Source organism: Rhizobium sp. BK212 (assembly GCF_014197475.1).
Classification (GTDB): domain Bacteria; phylum Pseudomonadota; class Alphaproteobacteria; order Rhizobiales; family Rhizobiaceae; genus Rhizobium; species Rhizobium anhuiense.
In genome coordinates this window covers 534,611-550,351 of sequence record NZ_JACIFS010000003.1, presented here as the reverse complement: position 1 = coordinate 550,351, position 15,741 = coordinate 534,611, and the positions used below count along the sequence as shown (strand labels likewise).

At 62.8% G+C, this 15,741-nt stretch carries 11 protein-coding genes; 10 read left to right on the top strand and 1 reads right to left on the bottom strand.

The genetic code is table 11. From position 1 onward, the window contains the following. The first annotated feature begins 17 nt into the window (after positions 1–17). The 8 genes from ytfQ to FHT79_RS12550 all read left to right on the top strand — a co-directional run bounded on the left by ytfQ (position 18) and on the right by FHT79_RS12550 (position 9,704). Positions 18–980: a galactofuranose ABC transporter, galactofuranose-binding protein YtfQ gene (gene ytfQ, locus FHT79_RS12585; RefSeq protein ID WP_063475569.1), complete on the top strand. Its 963-nt coding sequence runs from the start codon at positions 18–20 to the stop codon at positions 978–980. A 118-nt stretch (positions 981–1,098) separates the two neighbouring features. Continuing rightward, positions 1,099–2,622 (top strand): galactofuranose ABC transporter, ATP-binding protein YtfR, encoded by a 1,524-nt coding sequence (ytfR, locus tag FHT79_RS12580; RefSeq protein ID WP_047615106.1) that lies wholly within the window; start codon positions 1,099–1,101, stop codon positions 2,620–2,622. After that, on the top strand, positions 2,619–3,632 hold the full coding sequence (locus tag FHT79_RS12575; RefSeq protein WP_047615108.1) for an ABC transporter permease: 1,014 nt from the start codon (positions 2,619–2,621) through the stop codon (positions 3,630–3,632). The genes ytfR and FHT79_RS12575 overlap by 4 nt, the downstream gene beginning before the upstream one ends. Continuing rightward, the gene (gene yjfF, locus FHT79_RS12570; RefSeq protein WP_047615110.1) at positions 3,629–4,597 is read left to right on the top strand and encodes a galactofuranose ABC transporter, permease protein YjfF; all 969 of its coding nucleotides are present in this window, start codon (positions 3,629–3,631) and stop codon (positions 4,595–4,597) included. The genes FHT79_RS12575 and yjfF overlap by 4 nt, the downstream gene beginning before the upstream one ends. Before the next feature lie 16 nt (positions 4,598–4,613). Next, on the top strand, positions 4,614–5,399 hold the full coding sequence (locus FHT79_RS12565) for a FadR/GntR family transcriptional regulator (RefSeq protein WP_047615420.1): 786 nt from the start codon (positions 4,614–4,616) through the stop codon (positions 5,397–5,399). A gap of 164 nt (positions 5,400–5,563) precedes the next feature. Then, on the top strand, positions 5,564–6,925 hold the full coding sequence (glmU, locus tag FHT79_RS12560) for a bifunctional UDP-N-acetylglucosamine diphosphorylase/glucosamine-1-phosphate N-acetyltransferase GlmU (RefSeq protein WP_047615423.1): 1,362 nt from the start codon (positions 5,564–5,566) through the stop codon (positions 6,923–6,925). 109 nt (positions 6,926–7,034) lie between these two features. After that, the gene (gene glmS, locus FHT79_RS12555; protein WP_097594523.1) at positions 7,035–8,861 is read left to right on the top strand and encodes a glutamine--fructose-6-phosphate transaminase (isomerizing); all 1,827 of its coding nucleotides are present in this window, start codon (positions 7,035–7,037) and stop codon (positions 8,859–8,861) included. A 135-nt stretch (positions 8,862–8,996) separates the two neighbouring features. After that, the gene (locus FHT79_RS12550; protein ID WP_047615113.1) at positions 8,997–9,704 is read left to right on the top strand and encodes a DUF502 domain-containing protein; all 708 of its coding nucleotides are present in this window, start codon (positions 8,997–8,999) and stop codon (positions 9,702–9,704) included. A gap of 31 nt (positions 9,705–9,735) precedes the next feature. Here the strand turns inward: FHT79_RS12550 and recG are convergent, their stop codons facing one another. Beyond that, positions 9,736–11,841, bottom strand: a complete 2,106-nt coding sequence (gene recG, locus FHT79_RS12545; protein WP_097594522.1) for an ATP-dependent DNA helicase RecG — start codon at positions 11,839–11,841, stop codon at positions 9,736–9,738. 92 nt (positions 11,842–11,933) lie between these two features. Here recG and FHT79_RS12540 point away from each other — a divergent pair, with 92 nt between their 5' ends. Both FHT79_RS12540 and mfd read left to right on the top strand, forming a co-directional pair. Next, a complete protein-coding gene (locus FHT79_RS12540; RefSeq protein WP_017960426.1) occupies positions 11,934–12,239 on the top strand; it encodes a succinate dehydrogenase assembly factor 2 in 306 nt (101 codons plus the stop codon). Further along, complete coding sequence (gene mfd / locus FHT79_RS12535) at positions 12,236–15,739, top strand: transcription-repair coupling factor (protein WP_097594521.1); 3,504 nt, start codon at positions 12,236–12,238, stop codon at positions 15,737–15,739. Before FHT79_RS12540 ends, mfd begins: the two co-directional genes overlap by 4 nt. Positions 15,740–15,741 lie beyond the last annotated feature (2 nt).

The window sequence follows — 15,741 nt, the reverse complement described above, 5'->3', positions numbered from 1 at the left end:
GGCATTGGGAGGAAATCATGAAATTGAAGACTGCACTTTTGAGTGCCACGATTCTGGCTGCCTGCATGTTCGGTTCGGCTTCGGCCGCCGGCCTCACTGTCGGCTTCTCGCAGATCGGCTCGGAATCGGGCTGGCGTGCGGCTGAAACGACCGTGACCAAGGAGCAGGCCAAGAAGCGCGGCATCGATCTGAAATTTGCCGATGCGCAGCAGAAGCAGGAAAACCAGATCAAGGCTCTGCGTTCCTTCATTGCTCAGGGCGTCGATGCCATTCTCATTGCTCCGGTCGTCGAAACCGGCTGGGACGACGTTCTCAAGGAAGCCAAGGAAGCCAAGATTCCGGTCATCCTTCTCGACCGTACCATCAAGGCTCCCGACGATCTGTACCTGACGGCGGTTACGTCGGATCTGGTTCATGAAGGCAAGGTTGCAGGCGACTTCCTGGTCAAGACCGTCGGCGACAAGAAGTGCAACGTCGTCGAGCTGCAGGGCACCACCGGTTCGTCGCCGGCTATCGCCCGCAAGAAGGGCTTCGAAGAGGCTCTTGCCGGCCACGACAACCTGAAGATCGTTCGTAGCCAGACCGGTGACTTCACCCGCACCAAGGGCAAGGAAGTCATGGAAAGCTTCCTGAAGGCCGAGAATGGCGGCAAGGATATCTGCGCTCTCTACGCCCATAACGACGATATGGCGGTCGGCGCCATCCAGGCGATCAAGGAAGCCGGCCTGAAGCCCGGCAAGGATATCCTCGTCGTCTCCATCGACGCCGTGCCCGACATTTTCAAGGCCATGTCGGAAGGTGAGGCCAATGCCACGGTCGAGCTGACGCCGAATATGGCAGGTCCGGCCTTCGATGCGCTCGATGCCTACCTGAAGGACAAGAAGGCTCCGGCGAAATGGATCCAGACCGAGTCCAAGCTCTACACGCCTGCCGACGACCCGATGAAGGTCTATGAAGAGAAGAAGGGTCAGGGCTACTGATTGAACCTGGAACCGCACCGGCCCATCATGGACCGGTGCGGAACTGCCGGTGCCGGCCGGGCATCATGCCCGGTTTTGGCACAGGCGTAAGGCGCAATATCAGGAAACAGCAGCCCTCATGGTTCACAATTTCGAGAATATTCTCGCAGCCTCCGGCATATCGAAATTCTTCCCCGGCGCCGTCGCCCTGGACAAGGTGGATTTCACGCTGCGCCGTGGCGAGGTTCATGCATTGCTCGGCGAAAACGGCGCCGGCAAATCGACGCTGATCAAGTGCATCACCGGCGCCTACCATCGTGACGAAGGCAGCCTGATGCTGGACGGCCAGGAAATCAATCCGGCCAATACGCTCGCCGCCCAGAAGCTCGGCATCGGCACGGTCTACCAGGAGGTCAATCTCCTTTCCAATCTGAGCGTCGCCGAAAATCTCTTTCTCGGACGCCAGCCGAGGCGTTTCGGCATGACCGACGTCAGGGCGATGAACCGCAAGGCGCGCGATCTGCTTGCCGGCTATGGCATCGATATCGACGTCACCGCCGAACTCAGCCGTTTCTCCGTCGCCGTCCAGCAAGTGGTTGCCATCGCCCGTGCCGTTGATCTCTCAGGCAAGGTGCTGATCCTCGATGAGCCGACGGCAAGCCTCGACAATCAGGAGGTGGCGCTGCTCTTCCGCATCATCGAGGACCTGAAGCAGCGTGGGCTGGGCATCGTCTTCATCACCCATTTTCTCGAGCAGGTCTATGCGATCAGCGACCGCATCACCGTGCTGCGCAATGGCAAGCTCGTCGGCACCCGCGACGCCACCGATCTGCCGCGCCAGGGCCTGATCGCCATGATGCTCGGCCGCGAACTGGCGCATGTCGAGGAGGCGGTGAAGGAACGCAGCCACGCGGCAGGCGAAGTCCGATACCGTTTTTCAGGCTACGGCAAACGCGGCAAAGTCAAACCCTTCGACCTTGAGGTGCGGGCCGGAGAGGTGGTCGGCATTGCCGGGCTGCTCGGCTCCGGCCGGACCGAAACCGCCGAACTCCTGTTCGGCATCGAGCACGCCGACAGCGGCAGCGCAACGATCGACGGCCAGCCTGTGACGCTTTCGAGCCCGCGCGCCGCAATCGAAAAGGACTTTGGCTTCTGCCCCGAGGATCGCAAGACCGATGGCATCATCGGCGACCTGTCGATCAGGGAAAACATCGCGCTTGCGCTGCAGGCCCGCCGCGGCTGGACCCGGCCGCTCTCGCGCGCCGAACAGAACGCGCTCGCCGACCGCTACATCAAGGCGCTCGATATCCGCACCACCGATCGCGAAAAGCCGATCCGCCTGCTTTCCGGCGGCAATCAGCAGAAGGCGATCCTCGCCCGCTGGCTGGCGACCAATCCGAAGTTTCTGATCCTCGACGAGCCGACCCGCGGCATCGATGTCGGCGCCCATGCCGAGATCATCAAGCTGATCGAAGAGCTCTGTGCCGGCGGCATGTCGCTGATCGTGATTTCCTCGGAACTTGAAGAGCTTGTCGCCTATAGTTCACGTGTCATCGTCCTTCGCGACCGGCAGCATATCGCCGAATTGACAGGCGAACGCATCACGGCCGCCGGCATCGTCGAAGCCATCGCCGCCGCCGAACATAAGATGGAGGAGGCATGAGGTCCTCGCTGAAGGCGCTGGCCTATCGCCTGGCGCCGCAATTGATTGCGCTTGTTGTCATTCTTTTGTTGAATTTCATCACGTCGCCGCAGTTTTTTAATGTCGTTGTTCAAAATGACCGGCTGTATGGCAGCCTGATCGATGTGCTCAACCGCGGCGCGCCGGTGGCGCTGCTGGCGATCGGCATGACGCTGGTGATTGCCACCAAGGGCATCGACCTTTCCGTCGGTGCGGTCATCGCGATCTGCGGCGCTGTCGCCGCATCGTCGATTGTGTCTGGAAATTCAGTTGCTTATACCGTTATCCTAACGCTTTCGATTGGGCTTGCCTGCGGCGTCTGGAACGGTTTTCTGGTGGCTGTCCTCAACATCCAGCCGATCATCGCGACGCTGGTGCTGATGGTGGCCGGCCGCGGCATCGCCCAGCTCATCACCGAAGGCGCCATCCTGACCTTCAACGATGACGGGCTGACCTTCTTCGGTAGCGGTTCGCTGCTGCTTCTGCCGATGCCTGTCGTCACCTGGATTCTCGTCGGCCTGCTCGTCATTTTGCTTGTCCGCCGCACGGCGCTCGGCATGCTGATCGAGGCCGTCGGAATCAATCGCCGCGCCAGCACGCTCTCCGGCATTCAGACGCCGGTACTGCTGATGGCTGTCTATATGCTGAGCGGCCTCTGCGCCTCGATTGCAGGCGTCATCGTCGCCGCCGACATCAAGGGCGCCGATGCCAATAATGCCGGCCTCTGGCTGGAACTCGACGCCATCCTCGCCGTCGTCGTCGGCGGCAATTCTCTGCTCGGCGGCCGTTTCAGCATTCTCGGATCGCTGATCGGCGCGATGATCATCCAGGCGGTGAATACAGGCATCCTGTCTTCCGGCTTCCCGCCCGAATTCAACCTGATCATCAAGGCCGTCATCATTATCGTCATCCTCGTCATCCAGTCGCCGGCGGTGCAATCGCTCGCTATCTTTGCCAGCCGCCGGCAGGGCGGAAGGGAGCAGTCGAAATGAACTCCAAATACCTGCCGCTGCTTGCGACCATCGTCATCTTCGTGCTCGCCTATGCCGGCTGCACGCTGCAATATCCGAACATGCTGTCGACGCGCGTCATCGGCAATCTCCTGACCGACAATGCCTTTCTCGGCATCGCCGCCGTCGGCATGACCTTTGTCATCATCTCCGGCGGCATCGATCTGTCGATCGGTTCGGTCATCGCCTTTACCGGCGTCTTCCTTGCGGTGATCCTGCAGAACACCTCGATCCATCCGCTGCTCGCCTTCGCCCTCGTGCTCGTCATCACCACTGCCTTTGGCGGTATCATGGGCGCGATCATCCACTATCTCGACATGCCGGCCTTCATCGTTACGCTCGCCGGCATGTTCCTGGCGCGTGGCATGGCCTTCGTGCTCTCGATCGACAGCATCCCGATCGATAACGAATATTATTCGACGCTGACGAGCCTCTATTACCGTCTGCCCGGCGGCGGCCGGTTGACGCTGATCGGCGGCATCATGCTTCTGGTCTTTGCCGTCGGCATCTTCATCGCCCAGCGCACCCGCTTCGGCACCAATGTCTATGCCCTCGGCGGCGGTCCGCAGACGGCGCGGCTGATGGGCGTGCCGGTCGGCCGTACGACGATCCAGATCTATGCGCTGTCGGGTTTTCTTGCGGGTCTATCCGGAATCGTTTTTTCGCTATACACCTCTGCTGGATATTCCCTTGCAGCAGTCGGCGTCGAGCTCGATGCGATCGCGGCAGTCGTCATTGGAGGGACGCTGCTGACCGGGGGAGCGGGATTCGTGGCGGGAACCTTGATCGGTATCCTGATCCAGGGGCTCATTCAGACCTACATCACCTTCGACGGCACGCTGTCGAGCTGGTGGACCAAGATCCTGATCGGCCTCCTGCTGTTTGCATTCATTCTGATGCAGAAGGCTATCCTGTTCCTTTCCAGTCTGAACAAGAGGTATGCCTGAGGGGGAGACGGATCGCTTGCGCAACAAATTGGACGAGACACGGAAGACCGGACGCAGAACCCGGACTAGCCATGCGCAGGTGGTCGACGAGCTCGGCAAGGCGATCGTTGCCGGCACCTATCCTGTCGGCTCGATCCTGCCGGGCGATACGGAACTGGCGCAACGCTTCAAAGTGTCTCGCACCGTGTTGCGCGAGACGATGAAGACGCTCGCCGCCAAGGGCATGGTCGTCGCCAAGGCGCGGGTCGGCACACGTGTGACCGAGAAGAACCTCTGGAACATGTTCGACAGCGAGATCATCGCCTGGCACTTCGACAACGGCGTGACGGAAGAATTCCTGCTGCAGCTTTATGATATCCGCCTCGCTGTCGAACCCTTCGCCGCCAGTCTCGTCGCCGAACGGGCGAATGCCGAGGATATCGAGACGCTGCGGGGGCTGGCGCTCGATATGGCGGCAAGCGGCCATACGGCCGACAGCCTGGCGCTCGCCGACCTTCGTTTCCACCTGGCGATCGCCGAAGCCTCGCACAATCCCTTCATGCGCACCTTGGGCAGCCTCATCGAAGCGGCCCTCGTCGGCATGTTCCGGATGAGCACACCGCCAACCGAAAACGGCTTCGCCAATATCGCCGACACCCATATGCGCATCGTCGATGCGATCGTTTCCGGCGATAGCGCTGCCGCGCGCCGCGCAATGGAGGACGTCATCCTGGACGGCCGCCATCATGTGCACGAGGCCTTCGCGGCTCGCGGTTCGGAGGCTGTGACAGGGCCGATTTCGGCGGCAATTTCACCTTTGTGAAGGTTCTGCCTATCGACAGCGCCAGGCGTTTCTTCAGACGCGCAAGGCACGCTGCGGCACTCTGAACTGCTGTGCAATTTTATCCTCAAATCGATTCCGATTTCAGGAATTATGCAGTAAGAGGCAACAAAGCCGCCTCATGGCGCGGATTCGCGGAGCACATCATGGAACGCACTTGTCTTGCCGTCATCCTTGCCGCCGGTGACAGCACGCGGATGAAATCCTCGAAATCGAAGGTGCTGCATCCCGTCGCCGGACGGCCGATGATCGCCCATGTGGTCGATGCGGTCGCCTCCGCCGGTATCTCATCCGTGGCGCTTGTCGTCGGCCGCGATGCCGAGGAGGTGGCAAAGGCTGGAAGCGTTGCCGGCGTCGGCATCCAATCCTATCTGCAGAAGGAACGCCTCGGCACCGGCCACGCGGTGCTGGCGGCGCGCGAAGCGATCGCCAAGGGTTATGACGATATCCTCGTCACCTATGGCGACGTGCCGCTCCAGACCGACGGGCCGCTGAAGGCCGCCCGCCAGGGGCTGGCCGACGGAAGCGACGTCGTCGTCATCGGCTTCCACACCGACCGCCCGAGCGGCTACGGCCGCCTGCTCGTCAAGGATGGCGAACTCATCGCCATCCGCGAGGAAAAGGATGCGACCGATGCCGAGCGCACCGTCACCTGGTGCAACAGCGGGCTGATGGCGATCAACGGCCGCAAGGCGCTCGACCTTCTCTCGCGCATCGGCAATGCCAATGCCAAGGGCGAATTCTACCTGACCGATCTCGTCGAGATCGCCAGATCGCTCGGCGGACGCGTCACCGCGGTCGATGCCCCCGAGATCGAGATGACCGGCTGCAACACCCGTGCGGAACTCGCCGTTATCGAGCGCTTCTGGCAGGAGCGCCGCCGCCACGAGATGATGCTTTCAGGCGTCACCATGATCGCCCCGGAAACCGTCTTTCTCGCCTACGATACCGTCATCGGCCAGGATGCGCTGATCGAGCCGAATGTTGTCTTCGGTCCCGGCGCGGTGATCGACAGCGGCGCCGTCATTCATGCCTTCTCGCATATCGAAGGCGCCCATGTGAGCCAGGGCGCGACGGTCGGCCCCTTCGCCCGGCTGCGGCCGGGTGCCGACCTCGCCAGCGGCGCCAAGGTCGGCAACTTCTGCGAGGTCAAGAACGGCCGGCTCGGTGAGGGCGCCAAGGTCAATCATCTCACCTATATCGGCGATGCCGTCATCGGCGCTGGCAGCAATATCGGCGCCGGCACGATCACCTGCAACTATGACGGCGTCAACAAGAGCGAGACGGTGATCGGCGACAACGCTTTCATCGGGTCCAACTCGTCGCTGGTCGCGCCGGTGACGATCGGCGACGGCGCCTATGTCGGCTCCGGCAGCGTCATCACCGTCGATGTGCCGGCCGATGCGCTGGCGCTAGGCCGCGCCCGGCAGGAGATCAAACCCGGCCGCGCGACGCTGTTGCGCGAACGGGCGCTCGCCATCAAGGCGGCGAAGAAGGCGAAGGGCTGACCGGCCTTGCGTAACCGGCGGAAATTCAAAGTGACCGCCGAGGTGATTGAGAAATAAGCAGGAATCGTTAGGACTGGCCTCGTCATCGAAGCCTTTATGGGGATACTATATGTGCGGCATTGTGGGGATCGTCGGAAATCAGCCTGTTGCCGGGCGCCTGGTCGATGCGCTGAAGCGTCTCGAATATCGCGGCTATGATTCCGCCGGCGTCGCCACCATTCATGACGGCGTGATGGATCGCCGCCGCGCCGAGGGCAAGCTGTTCAATCTGGAAAAGCGCCTCGACACCGAACCACTGCCCGGCACCGTCGGAATCGCCCATACACGCTGGGCGACCCACGGCGTTCCCAATGAGACCAATGCCCATCCGCATTTCGTTGAAGGCGTGGCCGTCGTCCATAACGGCATCATTGAGAATTTTTCCGAGCTTCGCGACGAGTTGACGGAAGAGGGGTCGGTCTTCGAAACCCAGACCGATACCGAGGTGGTCGCCCATCTGATGGCGAAATATCTGCGCGAAGGCCTGGAGCCGCGCGCCGCCATGCTGAGGATGCTGAACCGGGTGACCGGCGCCTATGCGCTGGCCGTCATGTTGAAGGCCGATCCCGGCACGATCATGGCCGCCCGTTCCGGCCCGCCGCTTGCCGTCGGCTACGGCCGCGGCGAGATGTTCCTCGGCTCGGATGCGATCGCGCTGTCGCCCTTCACCAATGAGATCAGCTATCTCGTCGACGGCGATTGCGCCGTCCTCACCCGCGACGGCGTGTCGGTGCTGGATTTCGCCGGCAAGCCGGTCAAGCGCGCCCGCCAGATCTCGCAGGCGACCGCCTATGTCGTCGACAAGGGCAACCATCGCCATTTCATGGAAAAGGAAATTTACGAGCAGCCGGAGGTGATCTCCCACGCGCTCAGCCACTATGTCGATTTCGCCGCAAACACGATCGGCGCCAATGCCGCGGCAATCGACTTCAAGGCGACGACCGGCTTGGCGATCTCGGCTTGCGGCACTGCCTATCTCGCCGGTCTCGTCGGCAAATACTGGTTCGAGCGTTATGCCCGCCTGCCTGTTGAAATCGACGTCGCCTCCGAATTCCGCTACCGCGAAATGCCGCTGTCGCCGTCGCAGGCGGCACTCTTCATCTCGCAATCCGGCGAGACCGCCGACACACTGGCATCGCTGCGTTATTGCCGCGACAACGGCTTGAAGATCGGCGCCGTCGTCAATGTCCGCGAATCGACGATCGCGCGCGAATCCGACGCCGTCTTCCCGATCATGGCCGGTCCCGAAATCGGCGTCGCCTCGACCAAGGCCTTCACCTGCCAGCTTGCCGTGCTGGCGTCGCTGGCGATCGGCGCCGGCAAGGCGCGCGGCACGGTGAGTGCTGAGGAGGAGAGGGCGCTGGTGCGCCATCTCGCCGAAATGCCGCGCATCATGAGCCGGGTGCTCAACCTCATCCAGCCGCAGATGGAAAGCCTGTCGCGCGAGCTGTCGAAATGCAAGGACGTGCTCTATCTCGGTCGCGGCACCAGCTTCCCGCTCGCCATGGAAGGTGCGCTGAAGCTCAAGGAAATCTCCTATATCCATGCCGAAGGTTATGCCGCCGGTGAATTGAAGCACGGACCGATTGCGCTGATCGACGAGAACATGCCGGTCATCGTTATCGCTCCCTATGACCGGTTCTTCGAAAAGACCGTCTCGAACATGCAGGAGGTCGCGGCCCGCGGCGGCCGCATCATCTTCATCACGGACGAGGCCGGTGCTAGCGCCTCGAAACTGCCGACCATGGCAACGATCACCCTGCCTGTGGTCGATGAAATCATCGCGCCGATGATCTTCTCGTTGCCGATCCAGCTGCTCGCCTATCACACCGCCGTCTTCATGGGCACCGATGTCGACCAGCCGCGCAACCTGGCGAAATCCGTGACCGTAGAATAAGCCTGCAACGCCGGGATCGTCGCGCCGAAACATATTGTGCGACGTCCCGAATTCTGGCAATTTTGGTGTGCGGACAAGGGGGAAGGGCCGGCGTTCCGGCCTGTCCACGACTGAGATGGAGTTCATCAGGAAACGATGACCGACAACACCCCCAGAATGCCGGTCGCGACCCGGTTGCGGAATAATTTCCTTGCAGGGCTGATCATCTGCGCCCCGATCGCGATCACCATCTGGCTGACCTGGACCTTCATCCACTGGTCGGACAGCTGGGTCAGGCCCTATATTCCGGCGCGCTGGAATCCGGAAAGTTATCTCAATTTCGCCATTCCCGGTTTCGGCCTGCTGATCGCTGTCGTGCTGATCACCGTCGTCGGCTTTCTCGGCAAGAACCTGATTGGCCAGAGTATCGTCCGCTTCGGCGAATCGATCGTCCAGCGCATGCCGCTGGTGCGCACAATCTACAGAAGCGTGAAGCAGATTTTCGAAACCGTGCTGAAGGAGCAGGCGAACTCCTTCAAGAAGGTCGGCCTCATCGAATATCCGGGTCCAGGCCTCTGGGCGCTGATCTTCATCGCCACCGACGCCAAGGGCGAAATCGCTTCGAAGTTCGATGCCATGGGCCAGGATATGGTCGCCGTCTTCCTGCCGCCGACGCCGGTGCCGACGGCCGGCTTCCTCATCTTCGTGCCGCGCGAGAAGATCGTCATGCTCGATATGTCGCCGGAAGACGCCGCGAAGTTCCTGATTTCGGGCGGGCTTGTGGCGCCCGAACACAAGCCGGCCGATCCGAAGCAGAAGCATTTGCCGCGGCCGAAGCCGGTGGCGGTTTCCAAGGCGGATTGATGCCTGTCGCCCAACGCTGCGGCGTCGCGTTTCAACCCGCTCTCAAAAACCGGATCGCCTCGTCACGGCGGAAAAGATAGAGCAGGGTGCGGATCGCCTGTCCTCTTTCACCGGTCAGCTCCGGATCGCGCTCGATCAGATAGGCGGCATCCTTGCGGGCGATCTCCAGCAGGTTGGCATGCGCCTCGAGGCTGGCGATGCGGAAACCTGGCGTGCCGGATTGTCTTGTACCGAGCAATTCGCCTTCGCCGCGCAGCTTCAGGTCCTCCTCGGCGATGCGGAAACCGTCTTCCGTCTCGCGCATGATCGAGAGCCTGGCATGACCGGTCTCGCCGAGCGGCCCCTTATAGAGCAGGATGCAGGTCGAGGCCTCGTCGCCGCGCCCGACCCGGCCGCGCAGCTGATGCAATTGCGCCAGGCCGAAGCGTTCGGCATGTTCGATCACCATGATCGTTGCATCCGGCACGTCGACGCCGACCTCGACGACGGTCGTGGCGACGAGCAGCCGGGTCTCGCCGTTCTTGAAGGCCAACATCGCCGCATCCTTCTCCGGTCCGCTCATCCGGCCATGGATGAGGCCGATATCGGGGCCGAGCGCGGCGGTGAGCGTCGCATGCCGCTCCTCGGCCGACATCAGGTCGAGCTCTTCGGACTCCTCGACCAGCGGGCAGATCCAATAGGCCTTCTTGCCCTCGGCGATCGCGCTTTGCAGCCGCCCGACGATTTCGCCGGTTCGTTCCATCGGCACGGTGATCGTCTGGATCGGCTTGCGGCCGGCCGGTTTTTCGGTGAGCTTGGAGACGTCCATATCGCCGAAGGCGGCGAGCACCAGCGTGCGCGGGATCGGTGTCGCCGTCATGACAAGCATATGCGGCGAGATGCCCTTGGCCGTCAGCCGCAGGCGCTGATGCACGCCGAAACGGTGTTGCTCGTCGACGACGGCAAGCATCAGATTGGCGTAGGTGACGCTGTCCTGGAACAGCGCATGTGTGCCGATGACGATCTGTGCAGCACCCGAGGCGATGCGCTCCTGGATCTCCTCCCGTTCGCGTCCCTTGGTGCGCCCAGTCAGCACCTCGATGCCAAGCCCGGCAGAAGCGGCGAATTTCGAGATCGTCGCATGATGCTGTCGCGCCAGGATTTCGGTCGGCGCCATCAGCACGGCCTGGCCGCCGCTCTCGATTACCGCCGCCATCGCCATCAGCGCCACCAGCGTCTTGCCGGAGCCGACATCACCCTGCAGCAGCCGCAACATGCGCTCGGCTCCCGCCATGTCCTTCAAAACCTCGGCGATCGCCTCGTTCTGGCTTGTCGTGAGTGAGAAGGGCAAGGATTTCAGGATCTTGTTGCTGACGGCACCCGTCGCATGCACCGGCTGGCCCGCCACCTTGCGCAGCCTCTGCCGCACCAGGCTCAGCGACAGCTGGCCGGCGAGGAACTCGTCATAGGCAAGCCGCCGCCGGGCAGGGGCTTGCGGGTCGATATCGGCGGGGTCGCGCGGCTCGTGCAGCATGTGGAAGCTGTCGCGGATCGATGGCAGGCCCTGCTTTTGTGTCAGCGAGAGGTCGATCCATTCCGGCAGCTCGGGAAAGCGCGGCAGGGCGGCATCGATGATCTTGCGCAGTGTCTTCGGCGAGAGCCCCGCCGTCAGCGGATAGATCGGCTCGACCAGCGGCAGGCTCTCCGCTTCCTCGGCCCTGACGATATAATCGGGATGCACCATCGAGGCGCGGCCGTTGAACCAGTCGATCTTGCCGCTGACCGTCACCTCGGCATCGGTCGGCAGCTGCTTTTCCAGCCATGCCGCCTGTCCGCGGAAGAAGACCAGCGTCAGCTCGCCGGTTTCGTCATGCAGGAAGACGCGGTAAGGGATATTGCTTTTGCCGCGCGGCGGTACCTGGTGCCGGTCGACGCGCGCCGTGATCGTCACGATCGCCCCCTGCGGCGCGCGCGCGATTCCCGGCTGGTTGCGCCGGTCGATCAGCGAAAAGGGCGCGTGGAAGAGGAGATCGATGACCCGGCAATCCTCCAGCGTCTCGCGCCCGAGCAGCTTCACCAGCAGGTCGGCGATCTTCGGACCGACGCCCGGAAGGCCCGAAATGGGGGAAAACAGAGGATCGAGAATGGCGGGGCGCATGCGGCCAAAATGCGATGAACAATGCGGCCTTGGCAAGGCTGACAAGCCGCTTTCCAGGGTCTATAGAGGCGCATCAACAGGAAGGTAATGCCATGACAGGTGTCACGCTCACGAGTGCCGGTCTCGACCCGCGCCGCCGCAGGATCCTTTTCCGCTGCTGGCATCGCGGCATCCGCGAGATGGATCTGGTCTTCGGCCAGTTCGCCGAAGCCGAGGTCGCGACGCTGTCGGAAGCCGAACTCGATGAGTTCGAGACGATCATGGCGGAAGAGGACAATGATCTCGTCCGCTGGATCATGGGAACATGGCCGGTGCCCGAGCGTTTCCAGACACCGATGTTTGCCCGCATCGCCGCCTATAAGCCCGATTTCGACAAGCCCCTCAGGACGCCGGAATGATCCCTGGTTTCGATGCGAAGAAGCTTGCGGCCATTGCCGAGCCGCTGACGATCGGCAATGTGCCGGCAGGTCTGGAGACGCTGCTGCTCGCCGAGCTCGCTCGAACGGGAGAGCCGGTCGCCTATGTCATGTCGGATGGCCACCGCATGGCCGATCTCGAACAGATGCTCGGTTTCGTCGCCCCCGACATTCCGGTTCTCACCCTGCCGGCTTGGGACTGTCTGCCCTATGACCGCGTCTCGCCGAGTGCCGACACCTCGGCCCGCCGGCTAGCCGCACTTGGCGGCCTGATTGCCCATCGCAAGAAGCCGCATGCCGCAATCGTGCTCGTCACCGCCAATGCCATGCTGCAGAAGGTGGCGCCGCAGGATGTCATCGAGAGCCTCAGCTTTTCGGCCCGTCCCGGCAACCAGCTGCGCATGGACGATCTCGCCGGCCGCCTGGAGCGCAACGGCTTCGAGCGCGTCGCGACCGTTCGCGAGGTCGGCGAATATGCCGTGCGCGGCGGCATTCTCGATGTCTTCGTGCCGGGTTCGGAAGAGCCGGTCCGCCTGGATTTCTTCGGCGACACGCTGGAATCGATCCGCAGCTTCGATCCGGCCAGCCAGCGCACGATCGGGCAGGTGCGCTCCCTCGATCTCAATCCGATGAGCGAGGTGACGCTGACGCCGGATACGATCAGTCGCTTCCGCAAGAATTACCTTTCGGCTTTCGGCGCCACCACCCGCGACGACGCGCTCTATCTCGCCGTGTCCGAAGGCCGCCGTTACCCCGGCATGGAGCATTGGCTGCCGCTCTTCTATGAGAAGCTCGATACCGTCTTCGATTATCTCAGCGGCTTCCGTGTTGTCATCGACCACACGGTGCGCGAGGCGGCGGAGGAGCGCTCCAAGCTCGTTTTCGATTATTACGACGCCCGTCTGAACTCCGGCCAGCCGGCCAAGGGCCAGGTGAATCAGGGCACGCCGTACAAGCCGGTGACGCCTGGCCAGCTCTATCTCGACAGCAAGCTTTTCATCAAAACCCTCGACGCGCTCGGCGCGATCCGCATCAGCCCCTTCAACGAGCATGAGGGCGAGGCGAGGCGGGTCGTCAATGTCGATGCCCGCCAGGGCCAGCGTTGGGCCCGTTCGAACGCCGAGGGCGGCGGCGATGCTGAGCGCATCAACATTTTCGACGTCGTCGTCAAGCATATTGCCGATCGGCGCGCCGCCGGTGCCAAAGTGCTGGTCACCGCCTGGACCGAAGGTTCGCTGGAACGCCTGCTGCAGGTGCTGAACGAACACGGCTTGGAAAAGGTCAAGCCGGTCGAGGCGCTGAAGGATGTCGGTTCGCTGGCGAGAGGCGAGGCGGCCGCGGCCGTGCTCAGTCTCGAAGCCGGCTTCGAGGCCGGCGACCTCGTCGTCATCGGCGAGCAGGATATATTGGGCGACCGCATGGTGCGCCGCTCCAAACGCCGCAAACGCGCCGCCGATTTCATCTCCGAGGTCGCGGGCCTCGATGAGGGCTCGATCGTCGTCCATGCCGAACACGGCATCGGCCGCTTCGTCGGGCTGCGGACCATCGAGGCGGCCGGTGCGCCGCATGCCTGCCTTGAGCTGCAATATGCCGACGAGGCCAAGCTCTTCCTGCCGGTCGAAAACATCGACCTGCTCTCGCGCTACGGCGGCGAGGGCACCGACGCCCAACTCGACAAGCTCGGCGGCGGCGCCTGGCAGATGCGCAAGGCCAAGCTGAAGAAGCGCCTGCTCGACATGGCCGATGCGTTGATCCGCATCGCCGCCGAGCGCTTGACGCGCCACGCGCCGATGCTGACGACGCCGGACGGCCTCTACGACGAATTCGCCGCGCGCTTCCCCTATGACGAGACCGAGGACCAGGATAACGCCATCGAGGCGGTGCGCTCCGATCTCGGCGCCGGCCGGCCGATGGACCGCCTCGTCTGCGGCGACGTCGGCTTCGGCAAGACCGAAGTGGCGCTGCGCGCCGCTTTCGTTGCAGCGATGAACGGCGTCCAGGTCGCCGTCGTCGTACCGACGACATTGCTCGCCCGCCAGCATTTCAAGACCTTTTCCGAGCGTTTTCGCGGCCTGCCGGTGCGTGTCCAGCAGGCCTCGCGCCTCGTCGGGGCCAAGGAGCTGGCGCTGACCAAGAAGGAAGTCGCGGACGGCAAGACCGATATCGTCGTCGGCACCCATGCGTTGCTCGGCGCCGGCATCAAATTCGCCAATCTCGGCCTGCTCGTCATCGACGAGGAGCAGCATTTCGGCGTCAAGCACAAGGAGCGACTGAAGGAGCTGAAGAGCGACGTGCATGTGTTGACGCTGTCGGCAACCCCGATCCCGCGCACGCTGCAGCTTGCCATGACCGGCGTGCGCGAATTGTCGCTGATCACCACGCCCCCGGTCGACCGCATGGCGGTGCGCACCTTCATCTCGCCCTTCGACAGCCTTGTCATTCGCGAGACGCTGATGCGCGAGCATTATCGCGGCGGCCAGAGCTTCTATGTCTGCCCCAGGCTTGCCGATCTCGAGGATATCAGTGCCTTCCTGCAGTCGGATGTGCCGGAGCTGAAGGTGGCGATCGCCCACGGCCAGATGCCGGCCGGCGAACTCGAAGATATCATGAACGCCTTCTATGAAGGCCGCTACGACGTGCTGTTGTCGACCACCATCGTCGAATCCGGCCTCGACGTGCCCACAGCCAACACGCTGATCGTTCACCGCGCCGATATGTTCGGCCTGGCCCAGCTCTATCAGCTGAGGGGCCGGGTCGGCCGCTCGAAGGTGCGCGCCTTTGCGCTCTTCACCCTGCCGGTCAATAAGGTGCTGACGGCAACCGCTGAGCGCCGCCTCAAGGTGTTGCAGTCGCTGGATACGCTCGGCGCCGGCTTCCAGCTGGCAAGCCACGACCTCGATATCCGCGGCGCCGGCAACCTGCTCGGCGAGGAGCAGTCCGGTCATATCAAGGAGGTCGGTTTCGAACTCTATCAGCAGATGCTGGAAGAGGCGGTCGCCGAGGTCAAGGGCGTCGACGAGATCCACGACACCGGCTGGTCGCCGCAGATCTCCGTCGGCACGACGGTGATGATCCCGGAAAATTACGTGCCGGACCTGCATCTGCGCATGGCGCTCTACCGGCGTCTCGGCGAAGTCACCGAGCTCAAGGAGATCGATGGCTTCGGCGCCGAGATGATCGACCGCTTCGGCCCGATGCCGATCGAAGTCCAGCATCTCTTGAAGATCGTCTATATCAAGTCGCTCTGCCGTACCGCCAATGTCGAAAAGCTCGATGCCGGCCCGAAGGGCGTCGTCGTGCAGTTCCGCAACAAGGAATTCCCCAATCCGGCAAACCTCGTCGGTTATATCGGCAAGCAGGGCACGATGGCGAAGATCCGCCCCGACCACAGCCTGTTCCTGACCCGCGACCTGCCGACCCCGGAAAAACGCCTGCAAGGCGCCGCGGTGATCATGACGCAATTGGCCGAGATGGCGAAGTAAAC

Coding starts and splice junctions, on each gene's coding strand:
- ytfQ (WP_063475569.1), top strand. CDS start 18: ATGAAATTGAAGACTGCACTTTTGAGTGCCACGATTCTGGCTGCCTGC.
- ytfR (WP_047615106.1), top strand. CDS start 1,099: ATGGTTCACAATTTCGAGAATATTCTCGCAGCCTCCGGCATATCGAAA.
- FHT79_RS12575 (WP_047615108.1), top strand. CDS start 2,619: ATGAGGTCCTCGCTGAAGGCGCTGGCCTATCGCCTGGCGCCGCAATTG.
- yjfF (WP_047615110.1), top strand. CDS start 3,629: ATGAACTCCAAATACCTGCCGCTGCTTGCGACCATCGTCATCTTCGTG.
- glmU (WP_047615423.1), top strand. CDS start 5,564: ATGGAACGCACTTGTCTTGCCGTCATCCTTGCCGCCGGTGACAGCACG.
- glmS (WP_097594523.1), top strand. CDS start 7,035: ATGTGCGGCATTGTGGGGATCGTCGGAAATCAGCCTGTTGCCGGGCGC.
- FHT79_RS12550 (WP_047615113.1), top strand. CDS start 8,997: ATGACCGACAACACCCCCAGAATGCCGGTCGCGACCCGGTTGCGGAAT.
- recG (WP_097594522.1), bottom strand. CDS start 11,841: ATGCGCCCCGCCATTCTCGATCCTCTGTTTTCCCCCATTTCGGGCCTT.
- FHT79_RS12540 (WP_017960426.1), top strand. CDS start 11,934: ATGACAGGTGTCACGCTCACGAGTGCCGGTCTCGACCCGCGCCGCCGC.
- mfd (WP_097594521.1), top strand. CDS start 12,236: ATGATCCCTGGTTTCGATGCGAAGAAGCTTGCGGCCATTGCCGAGCCG.